The organism is Cupriavidus sp. C3SS-1 (assembly GCF_057073755.1).
In genome coordinates, this window is sequence record NZ_CP172700.1 from 275,881 (window position 1) to 294,607 (window position 18,727).

18 protein-coding genes are annotated in these 18,727 nt (G+C 66.6%); 9 read left to right on the forward strand and 9 right to left on the reverse strand.

The window, feature by feature from the left end:
• Window positions 1-10: 10 nt before the first annotated feature.
• The gene (locus ACIGJC_RS17275) at window positions 11-1,300 is read right to left on the reverse strand and encodes an MFS transporter (protein ID WP_483713251.1); all 1,290 of its coding nucleotides are present in this window, start codon (window positions 1,298-1,300) and stop codon (window positions 11-13) included.
• A 224-nt stretch (window positions 1,301-1,524) separates the two neighbouring features.
• Here ACIGJC_RS17275 and ACIGJC_RS17280 point away from each other — a divergent pair, with 224 nt between their 5' ends.
• Entirely contained in the window at window positions 1,525-2,745 is a 1,221-nt protein-coding gene (locus tag ACIGJC_RS17280) for an NnrS family protein (protein ID WP_483713252.1), read from the forward strand.
• 107 nt (window positions 2,746-2,852) lie between these two features.
• On the opposite strand, the gene ACIGJC_RS17285 is transcribed toward ACIGJC_RS17280, so the two are convergent.
• Window positions 2,853-4,064: an MFS transporter gene (locus ACIGJC_RS17285; protein WP_483713253.1), complete on the reverse strand. Its 1,212-nt coding sequence runs from the start codon at window positions 4,062-4,064 to the stop codon at window positions 2,853-2,855.
• 114 nt (window positions 4,065-4,178) lie between these two features.
• Between ACIGJC_RS17285 and ACIGJC_RS17290 the strand changes: the two genes are divergently transcribed.
• Entirely contained in the window at window positions 4,179-5,093 is a 915-nt protein-coding gene (locus ACIGJC_RS17290; RefSeq protein WP_483714448.1) for a LysR family transcriptional regulator, read from the forward strand.
• Between the two features lie 247 nt (window positions 5,094-5,340).
• Entirely contained in the window at window positions 5,341-5,913 is a 573-nt protein-coding gene (locus ACIGJC_RS17295) for a hypothetical protein (RefSeq protein ID WP_483713254.1), read from the forward strand.
• Window positions 5,914-5,958: 45 nt separating this feature from the next.
• Here ACIGJC_RS17295 and ACIGJC_RS17300 read toward each other — a convergent pair whose 3' ends face one another.
• Window positions 5,959-6,273 carry an H-NS histone family protein gene (locus ACIGJC_RS17300; protein WP_483713255.1) on the reverse strand — a complete coding sequence of 105 codons (315 nt, stop codon included), beginning with the start codon at window positions 6,271-6,273 and terminating at the stop codon, window positions 5,959-5,961.
• Between the two features lie 32 nt (window positions 6,274-6,305).
• On the opposite strand from ACIGJC_RS17300, the gene ACIGJC_RS17305 reads away from it, so the two are divergent.
• The gene (locus ACIGJC_RS17305) at window positions 6,306-6,731 is read left to right on the forward strand and encodes a hypothetical protein (RefSeq protein WP_483713257.1); all 426 of its coding nucleotides are present in this window, start codon (window positions 6,306-6,308) and stop codon (window positions 6,729-6,731) included.
• Window positions 6,732-7,552: 821 nt separating this feature from the next.
• Here the strand turns inward: ACIGJC_RS17305 and ACIGJC_RS17310 are convergent.
• Window positions 7,553-8,935 (reverse strand): NCS2 family permease, encoded by a 1,383-nt coding sequence (locus tag ACIGJC_RS17310; protein ID WP_483713258.1) that lies wholly within the window; start codon window positions 8,933-8,935, stop codon window positions 7,553-7,555.
• Between the two features lie 480 nt (window positions 8,936-9,415).
• Here ACIGJC_RS17310 and ACIGJC_RS17315 point away from each other — a divergent pair, with 480 nt between their 5' ends.
• Window positions 9,416-9,622: a hypothetical protein gene (locus tag ACIGJC_RS17315; RefSeq protein WP_483713260.1), complete on the forward strand. Its 207-nt coding sequence runs from the start codon at window positions 9,416-9,418 to the stop codon at window positions 9,620-9,622.
• A gap of 28 nt (window positions 9,623-9,650) precedes the next feature.
• On the opposite strand, the gene ACIGJC_RS17320 is transcribed toward ACIGJC_RS17315, so the two are convergent.
• Window positions 9,651-10,274: an N-acetyltransferase gene (locus tag ACIGJC_RS17320; protein WP_483713261.1), complete on the reverse strand. Its 624-nt coding sequence runs from the start codon at window positions 10,272-10,274 to the stop codon at window positions 9,651-9,653.
• 586 nt (window positions 10,275-10,860) lie between these two features.
• Here ACIGJC_RS17320 and ACIGJC_RS17325 point away from each other — a divergent pair.
• The 3 genes from ACIGJC_RS17325 to ACIGJC_RS17335 all read left to right on the forward strand — a co-directional run bounded on the left by ACIGJC_RS17325 (window position 10,861) and on the right by ACIGJC_RS17335 (window position 13,460).
• Window positions 10,861-12,042 carry a WD40/YVTN/BNR-like repeat-containing protein gene (locus ACIGJC_RS17325; RefSeq protein WP_483713263.1) on the forward strand — a complete coding sequence of 394 codons (1,182 nt, stop codon included), beginning with the start codon at window positions 10,861-10,863 and terminating at the stop codon, window positions 12,040-12,042.
• 14 nt (window positions 12,043-12,056) lie between these two features.
• Window positions 12,057-12,317, forward strand: a complete 261-nt coding sequence (locus tag ACIGJC_RS17330; RefSeq protein WP_483713264.1) for a MoaD/ThiS family protein — start codon at window positions 12,057-12,059, stop codon at window positions 12,315-12,317.
• A 186-nt stretch (window positions 12,318-12,503) separates the two neighbouring features.
• A complete protein-coding gene (locus tag ACIGJC_RS17335; protein WP_483713265.1) occupies window positions 12,504-13,460 on the forward strand; it encodes a chemotaxis protein in 957 nt (318 codons plus the stop codon).
• A 252-nt stretch (window positions 13,461-13,712) separates the two neighbouring features.
• On the opposite strand, the gene ACIGJC_RS17340 is transcribed toward ACIGJC_RS17335, so the two are convergent.
• Window positions 13,713-14,366, reverse strand: coding sequence for a peroxiredoxin (locus tag ACIGJC_RS17340; RefSeq protein WP_483713266.1), 654 nt, complete (start codon window positions 14,364-14,366; stop codon window positions 13,713-13,715).
• A gap of 73 nt (window positions 14,367-14,439) precedes the next feature.
• Window positions 14,440-14,877, reverse strand: coding sequence for a universal stress protein (locus tag ACIGJC_RS17345; RefSeq protein ID WP_483714449.1), 438 nt, complete (start codon window positions 14,875-14,877; stop codon window positions 14,440-14,442).
• A gap of 229 nt (window positions 14,878-15,106) precedes the next feature.
• Here ACIGJC_RS17345 and ACIGJC_RS17350 point away from each other — a divergent pair, with 229 nt between their 5' ends.
• Window positions 15,107-16,765: a SulP family inorganic anion transporter gene (locus tag ACIGJC_RS17350; RefSeq protein ID WP_483713267.1), complete on the forward strand. Its 1,659-nt coding sequence runs from the start codon at window positions 15,107-15,109 to the stop codon at window positions 16,763-16,765.
• A gap of 9 nt (window positions 16,766-16,774) precedes the next feature.
• Here ACIGJC_RS17350 and ACIGJC_RS17355 read toward each other — a convergent pair whose 3' ends face one another.
• Complete coding sequence (locus ACIGJC_RS17355) at window positions 16,775-16,978, reverse strand: CopG family transcriptional regulator (RefSeq protein ID WP_483713268.1); 204 nt, start codon at window positions 16,976-16,978, stop codon at window positions 16,775-16,777.
• An 83-nt stretch (window positions 16,979-17,061) separates the two neighbouring features.
• Window positions 17,062-18,672, reverse strand: coding sequence for a phospholipase D family protein (locus tag ACIGJC_RS17360; RefSeq protein ID WP_483713270.1), 1,611 nt, complete (start codon window positions 18,670-18,672; stop codon window positions 17,062-17,064).
• Between the last annotated feature and the right edge of the window lie 55 nt (window positions 18,673-18,727).

Genomic DNA, 18,727 nt, shown 5'->3' on the forward strand with positions numbered 1-18,727 from the left:
AGGGGCGGCGTCACGCCGTCTGGGTGAGGCCGACGGCCTGTTCCTTGCGCCGGCGTTCGGCGCGGTGGCTGTAGTGCATCCAGACCAGGCTCACGCACACGGTGCCGTACATCAGCATGAAGCAGCTGCTGCGCACGCCGGTCAGGTCGGCCAGTGCGCCGAACAGGATCGGCAGCACAAAGCCGCCGAGGCCCCCCGCCAGGCCCACCACGCCGGAAACGGCGCCGATGTTGTGCGTGAAATCGTTCGAGATGAACTTGAAGACCGAGGCCTTGCCGATGGCGAAGGCGATGCCGACCACGAACAGCAGGAACGTGAATACCGCCGGCGTCAGCGCAATGCGGAAGCTCTGCGGACCCGTGGTGGTGTGGATCACGAAGTCGGTCTGCGGGTAGCTCAGCAGGAAGAAGCCGACCCAGCTCACCCACATCACCCACCACGTGGTGCGCTGCGCGCCGTAGCGGTCGGAGATCCAGCCGCCGATCGCGCGCAGCACGCCGCCCGGCAGCGAGAAGCATGCGGCGAGGAACGCGGCCACCTTCATGTCGAAGCCGTATTCGCCGATGTAGTACTTGGTCATCCACAGCGACAGGCCGACGTAGCCGCCGAACACCACCGAGTAGTACTGCGAGTAGCGCCACACGCGCGGGTCGCGCAACATGGCCAGCTGCTCGCGAAAGCCGGTGCTGGACGTCACCCGGTGCGCGGGGTTGCTGCGCGAGCCGAGCCAGAACACGACGGCCGTCACCAGCATCGCGACCGAGTACACCCGGGGCACGACTTCCCAGGTGCCAGCGGCCAGGATGAGCGCCGGCGCGACAAACTTGGTCAGCGCGGCGCCCGAGTTGCCGGCGCCGAAGATACCCATGGCCAGCCCCTGGCGCGAACGCGGGAACCAGCGCGCGACGTATGGGGTGCCGACCGAGAACGAGCCGCCGGCCAGGCCGACGAACAGGCCCAGCACGAGCAGTTGCCACAGCGTATGCGCATACGAGATCAGCCAGATCGGGATGACCGTGGCCAGCATCAGCACGAAGAACACGACGCGGCCGCCGTAGCGGTCGGTCCAGATGCCGAGCGGCACTCGGATCAGCGAGCCGCTCAGCACCGGCGTGGCGGCCAGCAGGCCGAACTCGGTCTCATTGAGCCCGAGTTCCTTCTTGAGCGGGATGCCGAGGACGGCGAACAGCATCCAGACGGCGAAGCAGATGGTGAAGGCAAAGGTGCTGGATGCCAGCGTCGTCCATGCCCCGGAAGGGACGGGCTCCGGCATTCGCGCCGCGTGTGTTGGGGTGGCCATGGCCATACTCCTGTGTCAACTATGACGGGATGACGCCAGAGTAGGCACGCGGGTTACGGCTGACCATTCGCCGGGAGCACAAGCCGCCACGTCCCGGAACCTGCTGGTGGAGCTAGTTCCATCGGCGGAGGACGACGGCGGCATCAGGGTGCTATCGTGGTTGCACCCCGTCTGGACACGGTATCAACCCGTGACACGGATCAAATTTCTCGCACGCGCCCATCATGGAAACCATCCCAATCCTGCCTGCACGCGGTCCGCGCAAGTCGCCGGAGGCGGGTCCGCCGCCCCGTGGCTTTGCGCTGTTCGCGCTCGGCTTCCGCCCTTTCTACCTGGGCGGCGCGCTCTTTGCAGCGATCGCCGTGGCCGCATGGGCGGCTGTGTTCGGCGGTGCGGGGGGCATGGCGCCTGCAAGCACCTTGCCGCCGATGCTGTGGCACGCCCATGAGATGGTGTTCGGCTTTGCCGCCGCGATCGTGGTCGGCTTCCTGTTTACGGCCGGGCGCGCGTGGACCGGGCAACCCACGCCGACCGGCGCGCCGCTTGCTTGCCTGTTCGTGCTGTGGCTGGCCGGGCGTGGCGCCATGTGGTTCGGCCCTGGCGTGCCGGCCGCGTGGATCGACGGCGCGTTCCTGCCGCTGGCCGCGCTAGCGTTCACGCGCACGTTGGTCAAAGGCGGCAGTCGCCGCAACTATCCGCTGGCGTTTGCGCTCTGGCTGCTGGCCCTGGCCAATGTGTCTAGCCTTGCGCTGCATGCCGGTGGCTACGCCGATGCGGCGCTGCGCGCCTGCCAGGCCGGCGTGGCGCTGATCACGCTGTTCGTCATCGTGATCGGCGGACGCGTGATTCCGATGTTCACGACCAATGCCGTTCCAGGTTTTCGCCTGCGCCAGTATCCGAAGGTCGACCGCGTGGCCGTGCCTGCGGCAGTCCTGGGCCTGCTGGCCGGGCTGGTTCCGCTGCCCGGGTGGCTGGCGGCCCTGTTGTCGCTGCTGGCGGCCGTGGTGCTCGGCATCCGCGTGGTCGGCTGGCGCGGCTATGCGGTGGGCAACCGCCCGCTGCTGTGGTCGCTGCACCTGGCCTATGGGTGGCTGCCGCTGGCCTTGCTGCTGCAGGCCGCCGCGGTGCTCGGGCTGGTGATGCCGGGCATTGCCACGCATGCGTTCACGGTTGGCGTGCTCGGTGGCGCCATCATCGCCATGGTCACGCGCACGGCGCTCGGGCACACGGGCCGGACGCTGGCTGCCGGGCGCGCGGAGACCGCTGCCTACTGGCTGGTGGCGGCGGCCGCGGTGCTGCGTGTCATCGGGCCGTTGCTTTGGCCGGCGGGATACCTGCATTGGGTCTACGGCGCCGCCGCTTGCTGGGTAGCAGCATTCGCGGTCTACGCGGTGGTCTACGCGCCGCGGCTGGCGCGGCCCCGGATCGACGGAAAGGCTGGCTGAGGCCTGCCCAAGGCCCCTCTGGCTCGCGCCCTTCGGACCCGAGCCGGGCCAATTCACTAAACGGCGTTGGGAATTCCGCCCTGCCGGCGGCTGGCGCAGGCCCTGTATCAGCCCATCCCGGCCACCACGGCCAAGCGATCGTTGCCGCGCTCCTTCCGCACACTGGCCCATGCCACAAGCAGTGCGGCCAATGGCGCCAGGGCGGCCACCCAGGGCAGGGCATCCAGGCCCGGGCCATGGGCGACCACCATGCCGCCCAGCCACGCGCCGATGCCGTTGCCGAGATTGAACGCGGCGATGTTGAAGCTCGATGCCAGGTTCCGGCCCGCACCGCTGGCGTGGTGCAGCACGCGCAGCTGCAGTGGCGACACGGTCGCGAACGCGGCGACGCCCAGGATGCCGACGAACCCGGCCATGGCGATCTGGCTGTGGACGGCCAAGGTCATGGCCGCGAGCACGGCGATGAGCGCGCTCAGCGAGCCCAGCAGCGCGGCCGTGGGCTGGCGGTCGGCGAAGCGGCCGCCCAGGATGTTGCCGACGATCATGCCGCCGCCGAACAGCAGCAGGATCGGCGACACCGCCCCCTCGCTGAAGCCGGTCACGCGCGTCAGCAGCGGCTGTACATAGGTGATCACCGCGAAGGTGCCGGCAGACTGCAGCACGGTCATCAGCAGGCCGAGCAGCACCTGCGGCCGCACGATGGTGGCGAGTTCCTCGCGCAGCGCGACCGGCGCGCTGTCGTCGCGGCTCTTTTGCACCAGCGCGGCAATCACGACGATCGAGACCAGGCCGATCAGCGCCATGGCCCAGAACGTCGAGCGCCAGCCAAGGTGCAGGCCCAGCCAGGCGCCGGCGGGCATGCCGAGCAGCGTGGCCAGCGTCAGGCCCGAGAACATGACCGAAATCGCCGAGGCACGGCGCTCGGCCGGCACCAGGCCGGTCGCCACCACGGCGCCCACGCCAAAGAAAGTGCCGTGCGTCAGCGAGGTGAGGACGCGCGCGATCATCAGCGTGGTGTAGTCGGGCGCCAGCGCGCAGGCCGCGTTGCCGACGGTGTAGATCCCCATCAGCGCGAGCAGTACGGCCTTGCGCGGCATGCGCCGGGTCAGCAGCGTCAGCACCGGCGCGCCGGCGAACACGCCGAGCGCATAGCCGGAAACCAGCATGCCGGCGGCGGCAATGCTGACATGCAAGTCAGTGGCCACTTGCAGCAGCAGGCCCATGATGACGAATTCGGCGCAGCCAATGCCGAAGGAGCCGGCGGTCAGCGCGTAGAGGGCAGCCGGCATGCGGCGGGTACGTGAGGCTGGGTTCGACATGGTGAGCGCTTGCGGATGGCGGGAGGGATGGCAGGAAGGCTGAAGTGTCGGTGTTTTCATCTTCTTCATAAATGGGCATTATTCATAATCAGTTTCAAGAAAATATTGAAAATCATGGACCGCATTGGCGATATCGGCTTGTTTCTGCGCGTGCTGGACCTGGGCTCGATCAGTGCCGGCGCGCGCAGCCTGGATTTGTCGGTGGCGGTGGCCAGCCAGCGCCTGCAGCGGCTGGAACGCGAACTCGGCGTTCGTCTGTTGCATCGCACTACGCGACGCCTGCATGCGACGCCTGAGGGCGTGATCCTTGCCGAGCAAGGACGTGCGCTGGTTGACGATCTCGATGCGCTGGGCAGTTCTCTGCGACAGGCGGGCACCGGTATTTCGGGAACGCTGCGCGTGACCGCTTCCTCGTCGTTCGGTCGCCTCTATATCTCGCCGCTGCTGCCGGAATTCATGGCGCGGCATCCTGGCTTGAAGCTCAGCTTCACCATGACGGACAACGTGCTGGACCTGGTCAGCGCCGGCTTCGACCTGGCGATCCGTATCGGCGCGCTCGACGATTCGGCGATGGTCGCGCGCAAGCTGGCGACCAACCGGCGGCTGCTGTGCGCATCGCCGGAATACCTGCGCCGCCGCGGCACGCCGCGCACGCCGCAGGACCTGGCCAGCCATGATTGCCTGCTGCTCGTGGGCAGCCAGGGTCGGCAGGATGTCTGGCGCCTCGGTGACGGGGCGGGCGGGGAGATTGCCGTGCGGGTACGCGGGCCAATCGACGCCAACTCCGGCGAATTACTGTCAGATGCCGCGCTGGCCGGGCTCGGCATTGCCTTGCATTCGACTTGGCATGTCAGCGCCGCCCTGCGCACCGGACAGCTGGTGCCGGTGCTGGCCGACTATCCGGTGGCGGAATCCGGGATCTACGCAGTCATGCCGCAGCGCCGGCTGGTGCCGCCAAGGGTGCGGGCGTTTGTGGATTTCCTGGCCGAACACTTCGGCGAAAACCCGCCTTGGGAGCGCCCGGCATGACGGGTTACGCTACGGTGCAACCGAATGCCTAAAAATTGGGCGGTCCGGTGCGTTGGCGCACAGACTGGGCGTTTCGGGGGAGACGCGCGAGGATATCCACAGATTCTGTGGATATCCTCGCCGGATTTCAACATGGGTTTCTACCATCGACGCGCCTCCCGGCCAGCGGGTATGCTGAGCGATCCGCCCCGGCCTGCCGCTTGCCGTTCGGCGCCCCGGCATGCCATCCCCCTTTCTTCGAGACACCATGCGACACCACGGGCCGACGGCAGTACCGATCCTGGCCATGCTGGCCGGCGCCGTCATGGCGGCCGGCTGCGTGGCGCAGTACCGCGTGCCGTCCGGCGCTGCCGTGGCCAGTGTGCGCTTGATGACGGATACCGATGACAACACCACGTTCACGGTGGTCGATCCCGCCAAGTGCCCGGAGCCGGCTCGTCCGCTGGTCCTGGCCGGAATGGGCAAGCAGTTGTCGGCGATCGGGCGGGAGCGCGGGCTGGAGATGGCCGGAAGTTCGCCGGAGTCGCCGGCACGCACGCGCGAGCGGCATGTGGAGGCGGGTCGGCGGATCTACGTGGGCGTGATATCGACAGCCGCACCGCCGCTGCCGGAACTGCGCTGCGCGGCGGGCGTGTCGTTCGTGCCGGCGGCGGGGGCGCAATATGAAATCCGCTATAAGCGGGACGAGACCGCGAGCCAGTGCTCGGCCCAGGTCTTGCGCTTGCAACCGCTCTCGTCAGGCGCCGCGCGGCCCATGGCAGAGCCGACGCAGCAGGGCTTTCGCGCGCTGAAAAAAGAATACGTCTGCCAGGCGTCCTGACGACGCCTGGACGGGCCAGGCCCAGGCGGGGGCGGCCGCAGCGGCTTACGACTCGATCAGGAAGCGTTCCGGGCGCTTGCCCAGCCATGCCGGTGCACGGCCGCGACCCGACCAGGTCTTGCCGGTCTTCGGGTCCATGTACTTGGCGGGCAGCGGAGCGTGCTCCGCCTTCTTGGGGGCGCCCGAACCTGCCGGCCGGCCGCGGCCACGGCGCGGGGCGATATCGTCCGGGGTCAGGCCGTATTCGGCCATCAGCGAACGGATCTGGTCGATCACGCCGGCGACTTCGGTTTGCCTGACTTCATTGAGCTTGGCTTCGAGTGCTTCTTTTTCTGCGAGCAGTTGCTTGTAGGTCGCCATTTATATTCCCCTTTTCTGCAATTGACCGCTGCATGGTACTGGAACTTCCTGCCGATATGGCATTGTCGTGCGGCGGCGGATACGAAAATATTCTACAAAATATAACGCAGAATGCACGAGCTATTGTTACAGAGTGGTGCGCGTTGCCGGAAATGGCGGCGCTGGCGCGTCCCTGTCATTGCCTTGTTCCCGGGATTTTGGCATTGGCCAATGGCAGTGAATGGATTGCGGTCAAAGCAATGCGGAATGGGTGGGCAGGTCGCACACGCGCGATTTCATTCCCGCTTTTCAATCGGGGATTGGAAATTCGCTATGCGCCCGCGGCGGGCGACGGAATTCAATGGATATTGGCGGCTGCAGCGGTACGATGCGCGTATGGGCAGTGTGCAATAAAGAAGGGTTCTTCGCTGATTGCGGGGACGTCGTTCTTGGCATGCGTGGCTGTTTCGCCGGCGTAGCCGGCGACCTACTTTTGTCCGAGCGACAAAAGTAGGCAAAAACGCGTCTTCGCGGTCGACGAACGGCTCAATGGGTAAAGACGGTACAGGGCATAGCCACACTGCCTGCCGCGTAGATGATCAGGATAGACACGTCAGATGAGCGAACCCGGATTACTTGGTGGCTCCTGCTAACCGCGCCATCGGTAGGACGCCTACGGCTGCGCTGCGCGCACTCTGTGAAAACCGAGGGAAGAGAAGGGAAGAGAAGGGAAGAGACAGAAGCACCAGCCTCTGTGCCGTTGATGTCGTTCCGCCTGCCGACTAGTGAGCCGCGCAGCAGCCGAAGGCGATGATGCGATAACGGTGGCAGTGTCGGGCCACGGACAGTTTCGGGGCTCGTTCAATCATTGCGGGAGAGCCTGCAGGCGGACGCGCTCCACGCGGCAGGCAGCCGGGCAGACTCTGAAGCTCATACCCGTACGAAATTCTTGGCACACTACGATCAATATTCGCCCGTTAGGGCAAGTCAACGCGTTTCTTGGTGACTTCTTGTCGCTTGGACAAGAAGTTACTCGCCGGCTACGCCGGCGAAACAGCGGCGCCTGCCAAGGGCAGCGACCCCAGTCATAACCACAGACTCCCCGCCGGCTATCGCCCGCGAAACAGCCGCGCATGCCAAGCACGGCGCCCCGCAATTCGCCCGAAGAACCAAAAAAAATACCCCGGGAAAGCAGGAATCCCGGGGCATAAATCCACCGTATGGCGGTGGAGGAGACATTGTTGAATTCACTCCGTACAGCCGCGCCAATGGCAGCGGCCATCCGATTGAAGTACCTGTTTCAGATTGCCCAGCCCCCGGCATAGAACGCGGCCAGCGCGATCGCGATCGCCACCGTACCGACATTGAGCTTGCGCCATTCGCCGGAGACGATGCGGCCGACCACCAGCGTGCAGAAGCCCAGCATGATGCCGGTGACGATATTGCAGGTCAGCACGATGAACACGGCGCACACCAGGCCCGACAGCGCATCGACCAGGTCGTCCATGTGCAGGCGCGAGACGCTCGAAAGCATCAGCAGGCCGACATACATCAGCGCGGGCGCGGTGGCATACGACGGCACTAGCGCCGCCAGCGGCGAGAAGAACATCACGGCCAGGAACAGCAGGCCGACCACCACGGCGGTCAGGCCGGTCTTGGCGCCGGCAGCGACGCCGACGGTCGATTCGATATAGGCCGCGGCCGGAGCGCCGCCGAACATGGCGGAGAAGATCGAGCTGACCGAGTCCGCGGTCAGCGCACGGCCACCGTTGCGGATGTGGCCGCTGGCGTCGAGCTGGCCGGCCTGGCCTGCCACGGCCCGAATGGTGCCGGTGGCATCGAACACCGCCGTCATCACCAGCGCCAGCACGCTCGGCAGCACGGCGGTGGACAGCGCGCCGCGGATATCCATGGCGCCGATCAGCGACTGGTGGCCGGGCGCGCTCAGCGAAGGCAGCGCGAATACGCCGGTGAACTTCACGGCCGGGTCGAAGATCAGGCCCAGCACGGAGATGGCGACGATCACCAGCAGGATGCCGCCCGGCACGCGCCGGCGCTCCAGGCCGAAGATGGCGGCCAGGCCCAGCACCGACATCACCACCGGGAACGAGGTGATCTTGCCCAGCGCGACAGGCAGGCCCGCGCCGCTGTTCTTGACCACCAGTCCGACCTCATTGGAAGCGATCAGCAACAGGAACAGCCCAATGCCGATTCCCGCGCCATGGGCCACGCCCGCCGGCAGGTTGCGCAGGATCCAGGAGCGCACGCCGGTGACCGAGATCGCGGTGAACACCACGCCCATCAGGAATACCGCGCCCAGCGCCACGGCCGGCGACAGTCCCTGCCCCAGCACCAGGCCGAAGGCCATGAAGGCCGTCAGTGAAATGGCGCAGCCGATGGCGATCGGCAGCTTGGCCCACACCCCCATCAGCAGCGAGCCGAACGCCGTGGTCAGGCATACCGCCACGAACACCGCGCTGGTGTCGAAGCCGGCCTTGCCGAGCATGCCCGGCACGACGAAGACCGCGTAGACCATGGCCATGAAGGTGGTTACGCCGGCCACGACTTCCTGGCGCCGCGTGCTGCCGCGCTCGGTGATCTGGAAATAGGCGTCGAGCTTGTTCCTGACTTCGCGGCGCGCGGAATCGACTTCCGTCACGGACGGATAGGGCTGTTCGATCATGATGATCTGTCTCCTTGCAGGGCGCTGCCCCGGCCGAGGGAAGGGCCGTGGACAGGCTTTGTCTCACGTGGTTCTAGGTATCGGCCGCGTCCATGCTCGCTGCGCGGCCGGTTTTATCGGTGTTGCCTCTTGTCGGTGCCTTCTGCATGGGCGTGATCCGGGCAAGGCTGAAGGCTAGGCGACGCGCGCCGACTCGTCATAACCCCGTCAAAATGCGCGGTATGCCTGGCGGGGAATAGTGAATGTGATGGATTGCCGCCTTCGCGGGCGACAACGGCCCGAAGGTGGCTCGGAGGCACGCCTGCAATATCAGCTGACGCAAATACGGCCTATAGGGGTTGTCCCGTATGTGTCGGGGTCCACTTCGATATACTAGGGATAACCCTCGAATCGGGTCGTCAGCGTCCTTGCAGGTCGACGCAGGTGCGGCTCGGTACGCTTCTCATCGACGTTCCCTCTACCCTTAGCCTGAGCCCTTTTATGCAAGTCCTTGCTGATACGCTTTATCGCCAGTCGCCGAGCCGCCGTCCGGCTGCTGTTGCCACCGACCTGACCCGCGACACAGACCTGTACGCCCGCATGGGCAACGGCCGTTCGCTGGCCGCGCGCGTGCGCGAATACTTTGCGCGCGGCTGGGCGCTGCATGTGGAGAATGCCCGCCTGGCAGCGCCCATCACCTGGCTCTGAACGCTTCAGAGCGCCGCCCCCAGCGGACTTAGTACATCCCCGTCGCTTCCTTGAAGCGACCCAGCGTCCAGCCATTGCCGAGCAGCACCATGCGTGTGTGCAGGTCATCCATGATGGCTGCGCTGACCTGTTCGCCCAGATAGGTGAGCGTCTTGTGGCGCAGGTCGACATAGCCCAGCGTGTACCGGTTGCCCAGCGATTGCCACAGCGCATAAGCCCCCGCGGACTGCCGGGCGCCGCTCAGCAGGCACAGTCCGCCATCGAGCGCCCAGCGGTAAAGGCCCGACGCCAGGCCGTGGCGCTGGTAAGCCGGCGCAAACTTCGTGTGGGGCGAACGCACCCACGGGTCGGCGCGGCGGCCGACCTCGATCAGCCGGTTGAACACCGTATAGCCCGCAAGCCGGCCGCTGGCCACGTCTTCCACGTACACGAAAATCTCGCCGTCGGCCTCGCGAAAGCGCAGGCGCAGCCCCGGCAGCCCGCTGGGCTGCTCCGGCATCGCATTGAGCCGGTCGCCGGGGCGGCGCATGCGGTCATGCAGCGCGCCCAGTTCGTCTTCCACTTCGTCCCGTCCGGGGCTGACATCGATGCGCAATTCCAAGGCGCGTGCCAGTGCCTGCGCCGGACGGCGCAATGCGAAGGTCATGGTCATGAGGAGTCCCTCCGCTCAGGCGTTGAGGGCAACGTACACGATCACGAGCGCCAGCATGGCGCAAAGGGTGCGGCGGTAGATCTGTGGCATGGCTTTCTCCTGGATGCACGATGGATCGCGGCTGCCAACAGGGCAGCGGCATGCAAAGTGCCGTGCGGGAAAGCTCAGGTCGGGACGGGGGTCCGCCGAGCTGTCCGCACGGCCAGGAAAAGCACGGCCCGATGGGCCGGGGTCGCCGGCAAGCCGATGCGGGTGGCCATCGCCGGCGCGCACGCCGCCGCGCCATGCAGGGCATGGCGAAGCAGGGCGGGGGCGCGGAAAGAGCGTAGCATCGGCAAATAGAGGGGGAGGAACCGGCGTGGCGGGGCGCGGCCGGGGCAATGGGTCTTATCCCATAATTCTCCGTCTATGTCTATCCATTGTGCCGAGATCTGCGGTGAACAGCATCGATATGGCGCGTAGGACGAGTGGGTGGGCAACGAGTTAACGGCAACATCCTGCCGTCACATCGTAATTGTGAACACTGTCTACATATACTAGACTCGAAAGCACGCGCCCCTGAAGGGGCAATTCCGCGGGAGTCACGATGACTGCTACCAAGGCGCCGCATACCGAGCCCCATTCGATGCCGACTCCGGAATCCGGCCCGGCCATGCTGCTGGTCGCCACGATCAAGGGCGCGTGGTTCCTGACCAGTGATGCGGCCCGCCGCAATTGGACCCTGCGGGGACCGGTATTCCTGGGGCATACCATTCATCACATCGTGCAGGACCCGCGCGAGCCCCGGCGCATGCTGATGGCCGCACGCACCGGCCACCTCGGCCCGACCGTATTCCGCTCCACGGACGGCGGCGAGAACTGGACCGAAGCGACGCGTCCGCCCGCCTTTGCCAAGGCGCCCGAAGGCGAAACGGGCCGCGTCGTCGACCATGTCTTCTGGCTGACGCCGGGACACGCGTCCGAACCGGGCACGTGGTACGCCGGCACGTCTCCCCAAGGGCTGTTCCGGAGTACAGACCATGGTGCAAGCTGGGAATCCGTGACCGGTTTCAACGATCATCCGATGCGGCGCAGCTGGACCGGCGGCGAGCAGGACGGCACGCCCGACGGCCCCAAGCTGCATTCGATCCTGGTCGACCCGCGCGACCGGAAACACCTGTACATCGGCATGTCGAGCGGCGGCGTATTTGAAAGCACCGATGCCGGCGCCGACTGGAAGCCGCTGAACCGCGGCTGCGCCGCCAATTTCCTGCCGGACCCCGACGTCGAGTACGGTCACGACCCGCACTGCGTGCTCCAGCATCCGGCCGCGCCCGACATCCTGTACCAGCAGAACCATTGCGGCATCTACCGCATGGACCGGCGCGAAGGAATCTGGAAGCGCATCGGCGACGCCATGCCGCGCGAAGTGGGGGACATCGGCTTCCCGATCGTCGCGCATCAGCGCGATCCGCGCACGGTGTGGGTGTTCCCGATGGATGGCAGCGACGTCTGGCCGCGCGTGAGCCCCGGCGGCAAGCCCGCGGCCTATGTCACGCGCGATGCCGGCGAAACCTGGCAACGCCAGGACCGCGGCCTGCCGCCCGCGCAGGCCTGGCTCACGGTCAAGCGCCAGGCCATGGCGGCCGATGCGCAGGCACCCGTGGGCGTGTACTTCGGCACCACCGGTGGCGAGGTCTGGGCCAGTGCCGACGAGGGCGAACACTGGCAGTGCATCGCCAGCCATTTGCCGCACATCTACGCGGTGCAGTCCGCGCGGCCGGCCTGAGCGAGGCCCGGGCGATGCGCGTGCATATTGCCTCGCCGCTGCTTTCCTACACCGGCCAGCAGCCGGTGGTGGAGGCGCATGGCGGCAGCATCGGCCAACTGCTCGAGGATCTCGACCGGCAATTCCCCGGCATGCGTTTCCGTATCGTCGACGAACAGGACAAGCTGCGGCCGTATATCCGCGTCTTCGTCAATCGCGTGCAGTGGATGCGGCTCGACGCGCCGCTGCACGACGAGGACGAAGTCCACATCCTGCAGGCACTGGCCGGCGGCTGAACGCCGCCGCGCCACGTGCGCCGCGCCCTGTGCCTTGATCTGGCGCGGGGGCGCGCCTTAAATCCCCCATCCCGCCTGCCGTTATCCAAGCATCGAACGTCTGCTGTCCGCCTGCCGCCAGGCCGCAGACCAGACCTACCGCAGCGGCAAACCAATCGGCCAATCGGCATGCAAGGGGAGCATCACATGAGCAGTTCGATGAGGGACATCGACGAGCGCACCAACCTGACCAACAACAACCAGTTCGAATTGCTGTTGTTCCGGCTGGGCGACGCCGAGCATTCAGGCCAGTCCGAACTGTTCGGCATCAATGTCTTCAAGGTCCGCGAAATCCTGGTGATGCCGCCGGTTACCACGGTGGTCGGCGCGGATCCGTCGATCCTCGGCATGGCCGATATCCGCGGCCAGGTGATTCCCGTGATCGACCTGCCGCGCCTGGTGGGCTGCAAGCCCGCGAACGGCCTGGGCATCCTGCTGGTCACCGAATATGCGCGGTCTACGCAGGGGTTTGCCGTGGAAGCGGTCGAAGAGATCGTCCGGCTGGAATGGAACCAGGTGCATTCGGCCGAGGCCAGCGTGCGCACCGGCCACGTGACCAGCATCGCCAAGCTCGATGCCGGCACCGACCAGGCGCGCCTGGTGCAGGTGCTCGACGTCGAGCAGATCCTGCGCGACGTGCTGCCGTCGCGCCAGCCGGACGTCGTTCCGGAATCCGTCGGGCCGCAGCTCGCGCTGCCGCCGGGCACCAAGGTGATCGCCGCCGACGATTCGGCGCTCGCACGCGGGCTGATCGAGCAGAGCCTGAAGGCGCTCGGCGCGCCGGTGGTCATGACCAAGTCGGGCAAGGAAGCCTGGGAGCTGCTCGACAGCATGGCGACCGAGGCGGCCAGCCACGGCCGCTCGATCCACGACGAGGTGGCGCTGGTGCTGACCGATCTGGAAATGCCCGAGATGGATGGCTTTACGCTGACCCGCCGGATCAAGGCGGACAGCCGCCTCAAGTCGCTTCCGGTGGTGATTCATTCATCGCTTTCTGGCGAGGCGAGCGAGGAACACGTCCGCAAGGTCGGCGCCGATGCCTATGTGGCCAAGTTCGTGGCCAAGGAACTGGCCGAGACGCTTCGCAGCGTCCTGGTGCACTGAACCGGACCCGGGTTGTATCGCATCAGGCACAGAATCGCTGCCGGTGCAACCATTTCCCCACACCGGCGGCCTGCCTAGAATTTAGGCACTCCAGTGTTTCCCAGTCCCGGCGCGCCTTGTGCGGTTGTCAATAGGCCGGATATCCACTGTTCCTGTGGATAGTTTTCCCGGTGATTCGGTCGCCTCATGCAAAAGTATGAGGCGGCGCCGGTAACCACCGGGGGCACGGACGGCTGCGCGCCCGCCGCAGGCCTATTTTGGCTGCGACACTACCCGTAGGTAGGGCTTCAGCGTCTTGAAGCCGTCCGGGTATTTCTTCCGGGCGTCCTCATCCGAAACCGAGGTCGGGATGATCACGTCTTCGCCCGGCTTCCAGTTGGCCGGCGTGGCCACGGCATGCTTAGCATTGAGCTGCAGGGCGTCCAGCAGCCGCAGGACTTCATCGAAATTGCGGCCGGCGCTCATCGGGTACGCGAGCATCGCCTTGATCTTCTTGTCCGGCCCGATCCAGAACACGGAGCGGATCGTGGCGTTATCCACAGCCGTGCGCGGACCGCCGCTGGCTTCCGGATGGATCATGTCGTAGAGCTTGGCCACCTTGAGGTCGGCGTCGCCAATCATCGGGTAGTTGACCGCGTGGCCCTGCGTCTCTTCGATGTCCTTGGCCCAGCGCGAATGATCGCCGACCGGGTCGATGCTCAGGCCGATAATCTTGGTATTGCGCTTCTCGAATTCGGGCTTGAGGCCGGCCATATAGCCGAGTTCGGTGGTGCAGACCGGCGTGAAATCCTTCGGGTGCGAGAACAGGATGGCCCAGCCGTCGCCGATCCATTCATGGAAACTGATCGGCCCCTGCGTGGTTTCGGCGGTGAAATCCGGAGCAACTTCGCCAATGCGAATCGCCATGATCGAACTCCTTGGTCTTGTGATGAAGGTGGGGAAACGGGCTGTCGCCCGCATGCCAGGCCCCTGCGCGCGCCTAGCGGAATACCAGCACGGGAATCGCGCTGTGGGTAAGGACCCGGTGCGTCTCGCTGCCGATCAGCATGGCCTGCAGGCCGCGCCGTCCGTGCGACGACATCACGATCAGGTCGCAATCTCTTTGCTGCGCCGTCTGCACGATGGCCTGCCACGGATGATCGTCCGTGGCGGTGACCGTATCGCATGGCACGCCTGCCTGCGTGGCCGCCCGGCTGAGCGCGGCCAGGAATTCGTCGGCATGGCGCGCCGCTTCCGCAGCGAATGTCTCGCGGGTGTCCTGCAGGCTGGTGAGCCGGTAGGTCATCAGGTGGTACTGGGGAATCACATGCAGTCCGGTGACGCGGGCGCCGATCCGGCCGGCAAAGGTCATGGCGCGCGCAATCATCGCGTCGGCGCGGGGCGAGCCATCCGTGGGAACCAGGAAGTGCTTGAACATCGTGTCCTCCGCCTGCCAGTCCACTGAAAGCCGGCGCATTCCCGGCTGCACGCCCGGGTTCGCGCGGGCCACTCCAGTATAGGAATTGCCTGCCCGCCGCGACAGCCCTTCAGTGCGCTTTCCGCCATCGGTACGCCGCCGCCGGACGGGCTTGGCCGGTGTAGACGATAATTAACATACTGTTATCATCCGATGTGCTTATCGGTTCTCCGTCGACGAAGGTGCCCCAATGATTGCGTTGCGCGAAGCATGGCAGGCTGGATTGTTCCGCCGCGGGAACTGGCTTTCCAATATCGTTGCGGGGGCCATCGTCGGCGTGGTGGCGCTGCCGCTGGCCATGGCCTTTGCGATGGCTTCGGGGGCGAAGCCGGAGCAGGGGCTGTACACGGCGATCGTGGCCGGCCTGCTGGTCTCGGCGACCGGCGGCAGCCGGGTGCAGATCGCCGGGCCGACCGGGGCGTTCATCGTCATCCTGTCGGGCATCACGGCAAAGCATGGCATCGACGGCCTGCAGATCGCCACGCTGATGGCCGGCCTGATCCTGGTGGCCATGGGGCTGACACGGCTTGGCAGCGTGATCCGCTATATCCCGGCGCCGGTGATCGTTGGCTTCACCGCAGGCATCGGCGTGATCATCTTCGTCGGCCAGTGGCGCGACTTCTTCGGCCTGCCCGCGGTCGCCGGCGACCATTTCCACCAGAAGCTCTGGCACCTGCTGCAAGTCTTGCCGCATCTGCATCCGGCCACCACGGGGATCGCGCTGCTGAGCCTGCTGCTGGTGGTCGGCACGCCGCGCGTACCCTGGCTGCGGCGCATTCCGGGGCCGCTGGTGGCGCTGGTGGCGGCCACCGCTATCCAGGCGCTGTTCCACTTCGATGGCGTGGCCACCATCGGCAGCGCCTTCGGTGGCCTGCCGCGCGGCTTGCCGGGGCTGTCGCTGCCCGAGGTCACGCTCGCGCGCGTGCTGGAACTGGCCGGGCCGGCCTTCACCATCGCGATGCTCGGCGCGATCGAATCGCTGCTGTCCGCCGTGGTCGCCGACGGCATGGCCGGCACGCGCCATGACTCCAACCAGGAGCTGGTGGGGCAGGGGCTGGCCAACGTGGTCGCGCCGCTGTTCGGCGGCTTTGCCGCGACCGGCGCCATCGCGCGTACCGCGACCAATATCCGCAATGGCGGCAACAGTCCGCTGGCGGGCATCACCCACGCCGTGACGCTGGTGCTGGTGGTGATGTTCCTGGCGCCGCTGGCCGCCAATGTGCCGCTGGCCGCGCTGGCGGCGATCCTGTTCGTGGTGGCCTACAACATGAGCGAGCTGCGGCATTTCGCGCGCATGGTGCGCCGCGCGCCGCGGGCGGACGTGGCCATCCTGCTGATCACGTTCTGCCTGACCGTACTGACCGACCTGGTGGTGGCGGTCAATATCGGCGTGATCCTGGCCATGCTGCAGTTCCTGCGGCGCATGGCGGAGTCGGTGGAGGTGTCACGCCAGGATGCGCCCGACCTGGAGCACGAACTGTCGCGCGACGGCGGGGCGCCGTCCGGCCTGCCGGCCGGCGTGCTGGTGTATGGCATCGACGGGCCGTTCTTTTTCGGCGCGGTGGAGAACTTCGAGCGGGCGCTGGTCCAGACCCATACCGATCCGCGTGTGCTGCTGATCCGGCTGCGCCGCGTGCCGTTCATGGACATGACCGGCCTGCAGACGCTGGAGGAGGTGATCGGCAAGCTCAGGCATCGCGGCGTGGCCGTGGTGCTGTGCGAAGCCAACGCGCGCGTGCGCCAGAAGCTCGCGCGCGCCGGCGTATTGGCGGCGCTGGGGGAGGGGAACTACCAGGAAACGCTGGCCGAAGCGACCGAGCGCTGTGCGCGGATCGCGCGGCAGGAATGACGTCCGGGCTCAGGCCTTGTCGGCCGGAGCCTTCTTGCGGCCGGCGGCCTTTGGCTTGGTGGCGTAGTCCACGCCGTGCTGGGCGAGATATTCGCGGATGAGTTGCCGCACCACTTGCGAGGGTGTCAGGTCCTGCGACGCGCACAGGGTCTCGAAAGCCTTCTTCTTGGCCGGATCGATCAGGATGGTGAGGCGGGCGGTCTTGGATTCCATGGAGCTCAGTCGCGATGCGCGGCGGCGATCGGAACCGCATTATATACAGGGCCAAAGCACGGCCAGATGCGCCGTCCGGCAGTCTATAGTTCTTCTTCGATCGGCAGCATCCGCAGCAGTCCCTGTCCGAGATGCTGCAGCGCGCCCATGCCCGGCTCGCTGTCATAGGTGCGCAGCAGGCCGTTCTCGCGCGTCACCCATTCCAGGTGGGCGGCGTTGCCGTCGGTGCCGGGTGCGAGCATGACCTTGTAGGCAACATCCAGCAGCGCCTGGTCCAGGTCCTTGCCGAGCGCTTCGCACAGCGGCGCGCTGTCGACCACCACGCCCATCTCGGTATTGAGCCGGGCCGAGCGCGGGTCCAGGTTGAGCGAGCCGACGAACAGCAGGTGCCGGTCCACCATATAGCTCTTCGCATGCAGGCTGGCGCGGCTTTTGCTGATCATGCTGCGGTGCGCGTGCTTGCCTTCATGCGCGATCTCGGCGTAGGCCGATGGCTTGAGTTCATAGAGTTCCACGCCGGCTTCGAGCAGGTCCTTGCGCCAGGGCGAATAGCCCGCGTGCACCGCACTGACGTCGGTGGCCGAGAAGGAGTTGGTCAGGATGCGCACCTTCACGCCGCGCCTTGTCATCTGCGCGAGCCAGTCCACCGACTTGCGGTCCGGCACGAAGTAAGGCGATACCAGCGCCAGTTCCTGTTGCGCGCTGCCGAGCAGCTTCGCCAGCTTGGGGATGGCATGGCTCGAATCGTCTTCGGGCGGCAGCGTGACCTTGGCCGCCTTGTCGGCGATCACCGCGGCGTGGCCCCAGTACGCCGGTAGCTTGCCGCTTTCGAGTGCCTGCGCGAGGCCGGACGCCAGCAGGGCCTGCGAATACTCGCCGCCGCGCGCTTCGGCGACATGCTGGTGGAGGTATTCGCGTATGTCCTGCAATTGCGCCGCCGCGTCCTCTGGCGGCCTGGCCAGCGCACTCACGGGGTACGCGGCGGCACCGTTCCAGTAGTCGTCGAACACGGCCGAGACCTCGGGCACCACGGGGCCGGCCAGCAACAGGTCGAGATCCGTGAAGTCCGAACCCTTGTCGGCCGCGAAATAGGCGTCGCCGATATTGCGGCCGCCCACGATGGTGGCCTGGTTGTCGGCCGTCATCGACTTGTTGTGCATGCGGCGGTTCAGCCGGCTGTAGTCGAAGGCCATCTGGGCCATGCGCAGGCTGCGTGCCGTGAACGGGTTGAACAGCCGGACTTCGATGTTCGGATGGTCGTCGAGCGCGGACAGGATGCGGTCCTGGCCGGACAGGTGCAGGTCGTCGAGCAGCAGCCGCACGCGCACGCCGCGGTCGGCTGCGGCGATGATATCGGCCAGCAGCGTCTTTCCGGTCAGGTCGCCGTCGTAGATGTAATACTGCACGTCCAGCGTGCGCCGCGCGGCCCTGGCCAGTGCCAGTCGCGCCACCAGTGCGTCCGGGCCGCTGGCGAGCGGATAGAAGGCCGACTGGCCCGGGTGCGCGGACAGCAGCGGCGCCATGGTGCGGCCCAGCAGCGTGCCGGCCGTATCGGTGACCGCGTGGGAGGCGACGCGCCCGTCCTGCGGCGGCAGGCTGGCGCAGCCCGCCATGAGCAGTGTGGCCGCCAGCAGCGATGCCAGGCGATACAGCCAGCGGTACGTTGGACTCGTGCGGTCATGGATGGCGGGCATCGCATCTCCTGGGCGGCCAGCCTCCTGTGTAGCGCGTTTTGCACGCGCGCGCCAG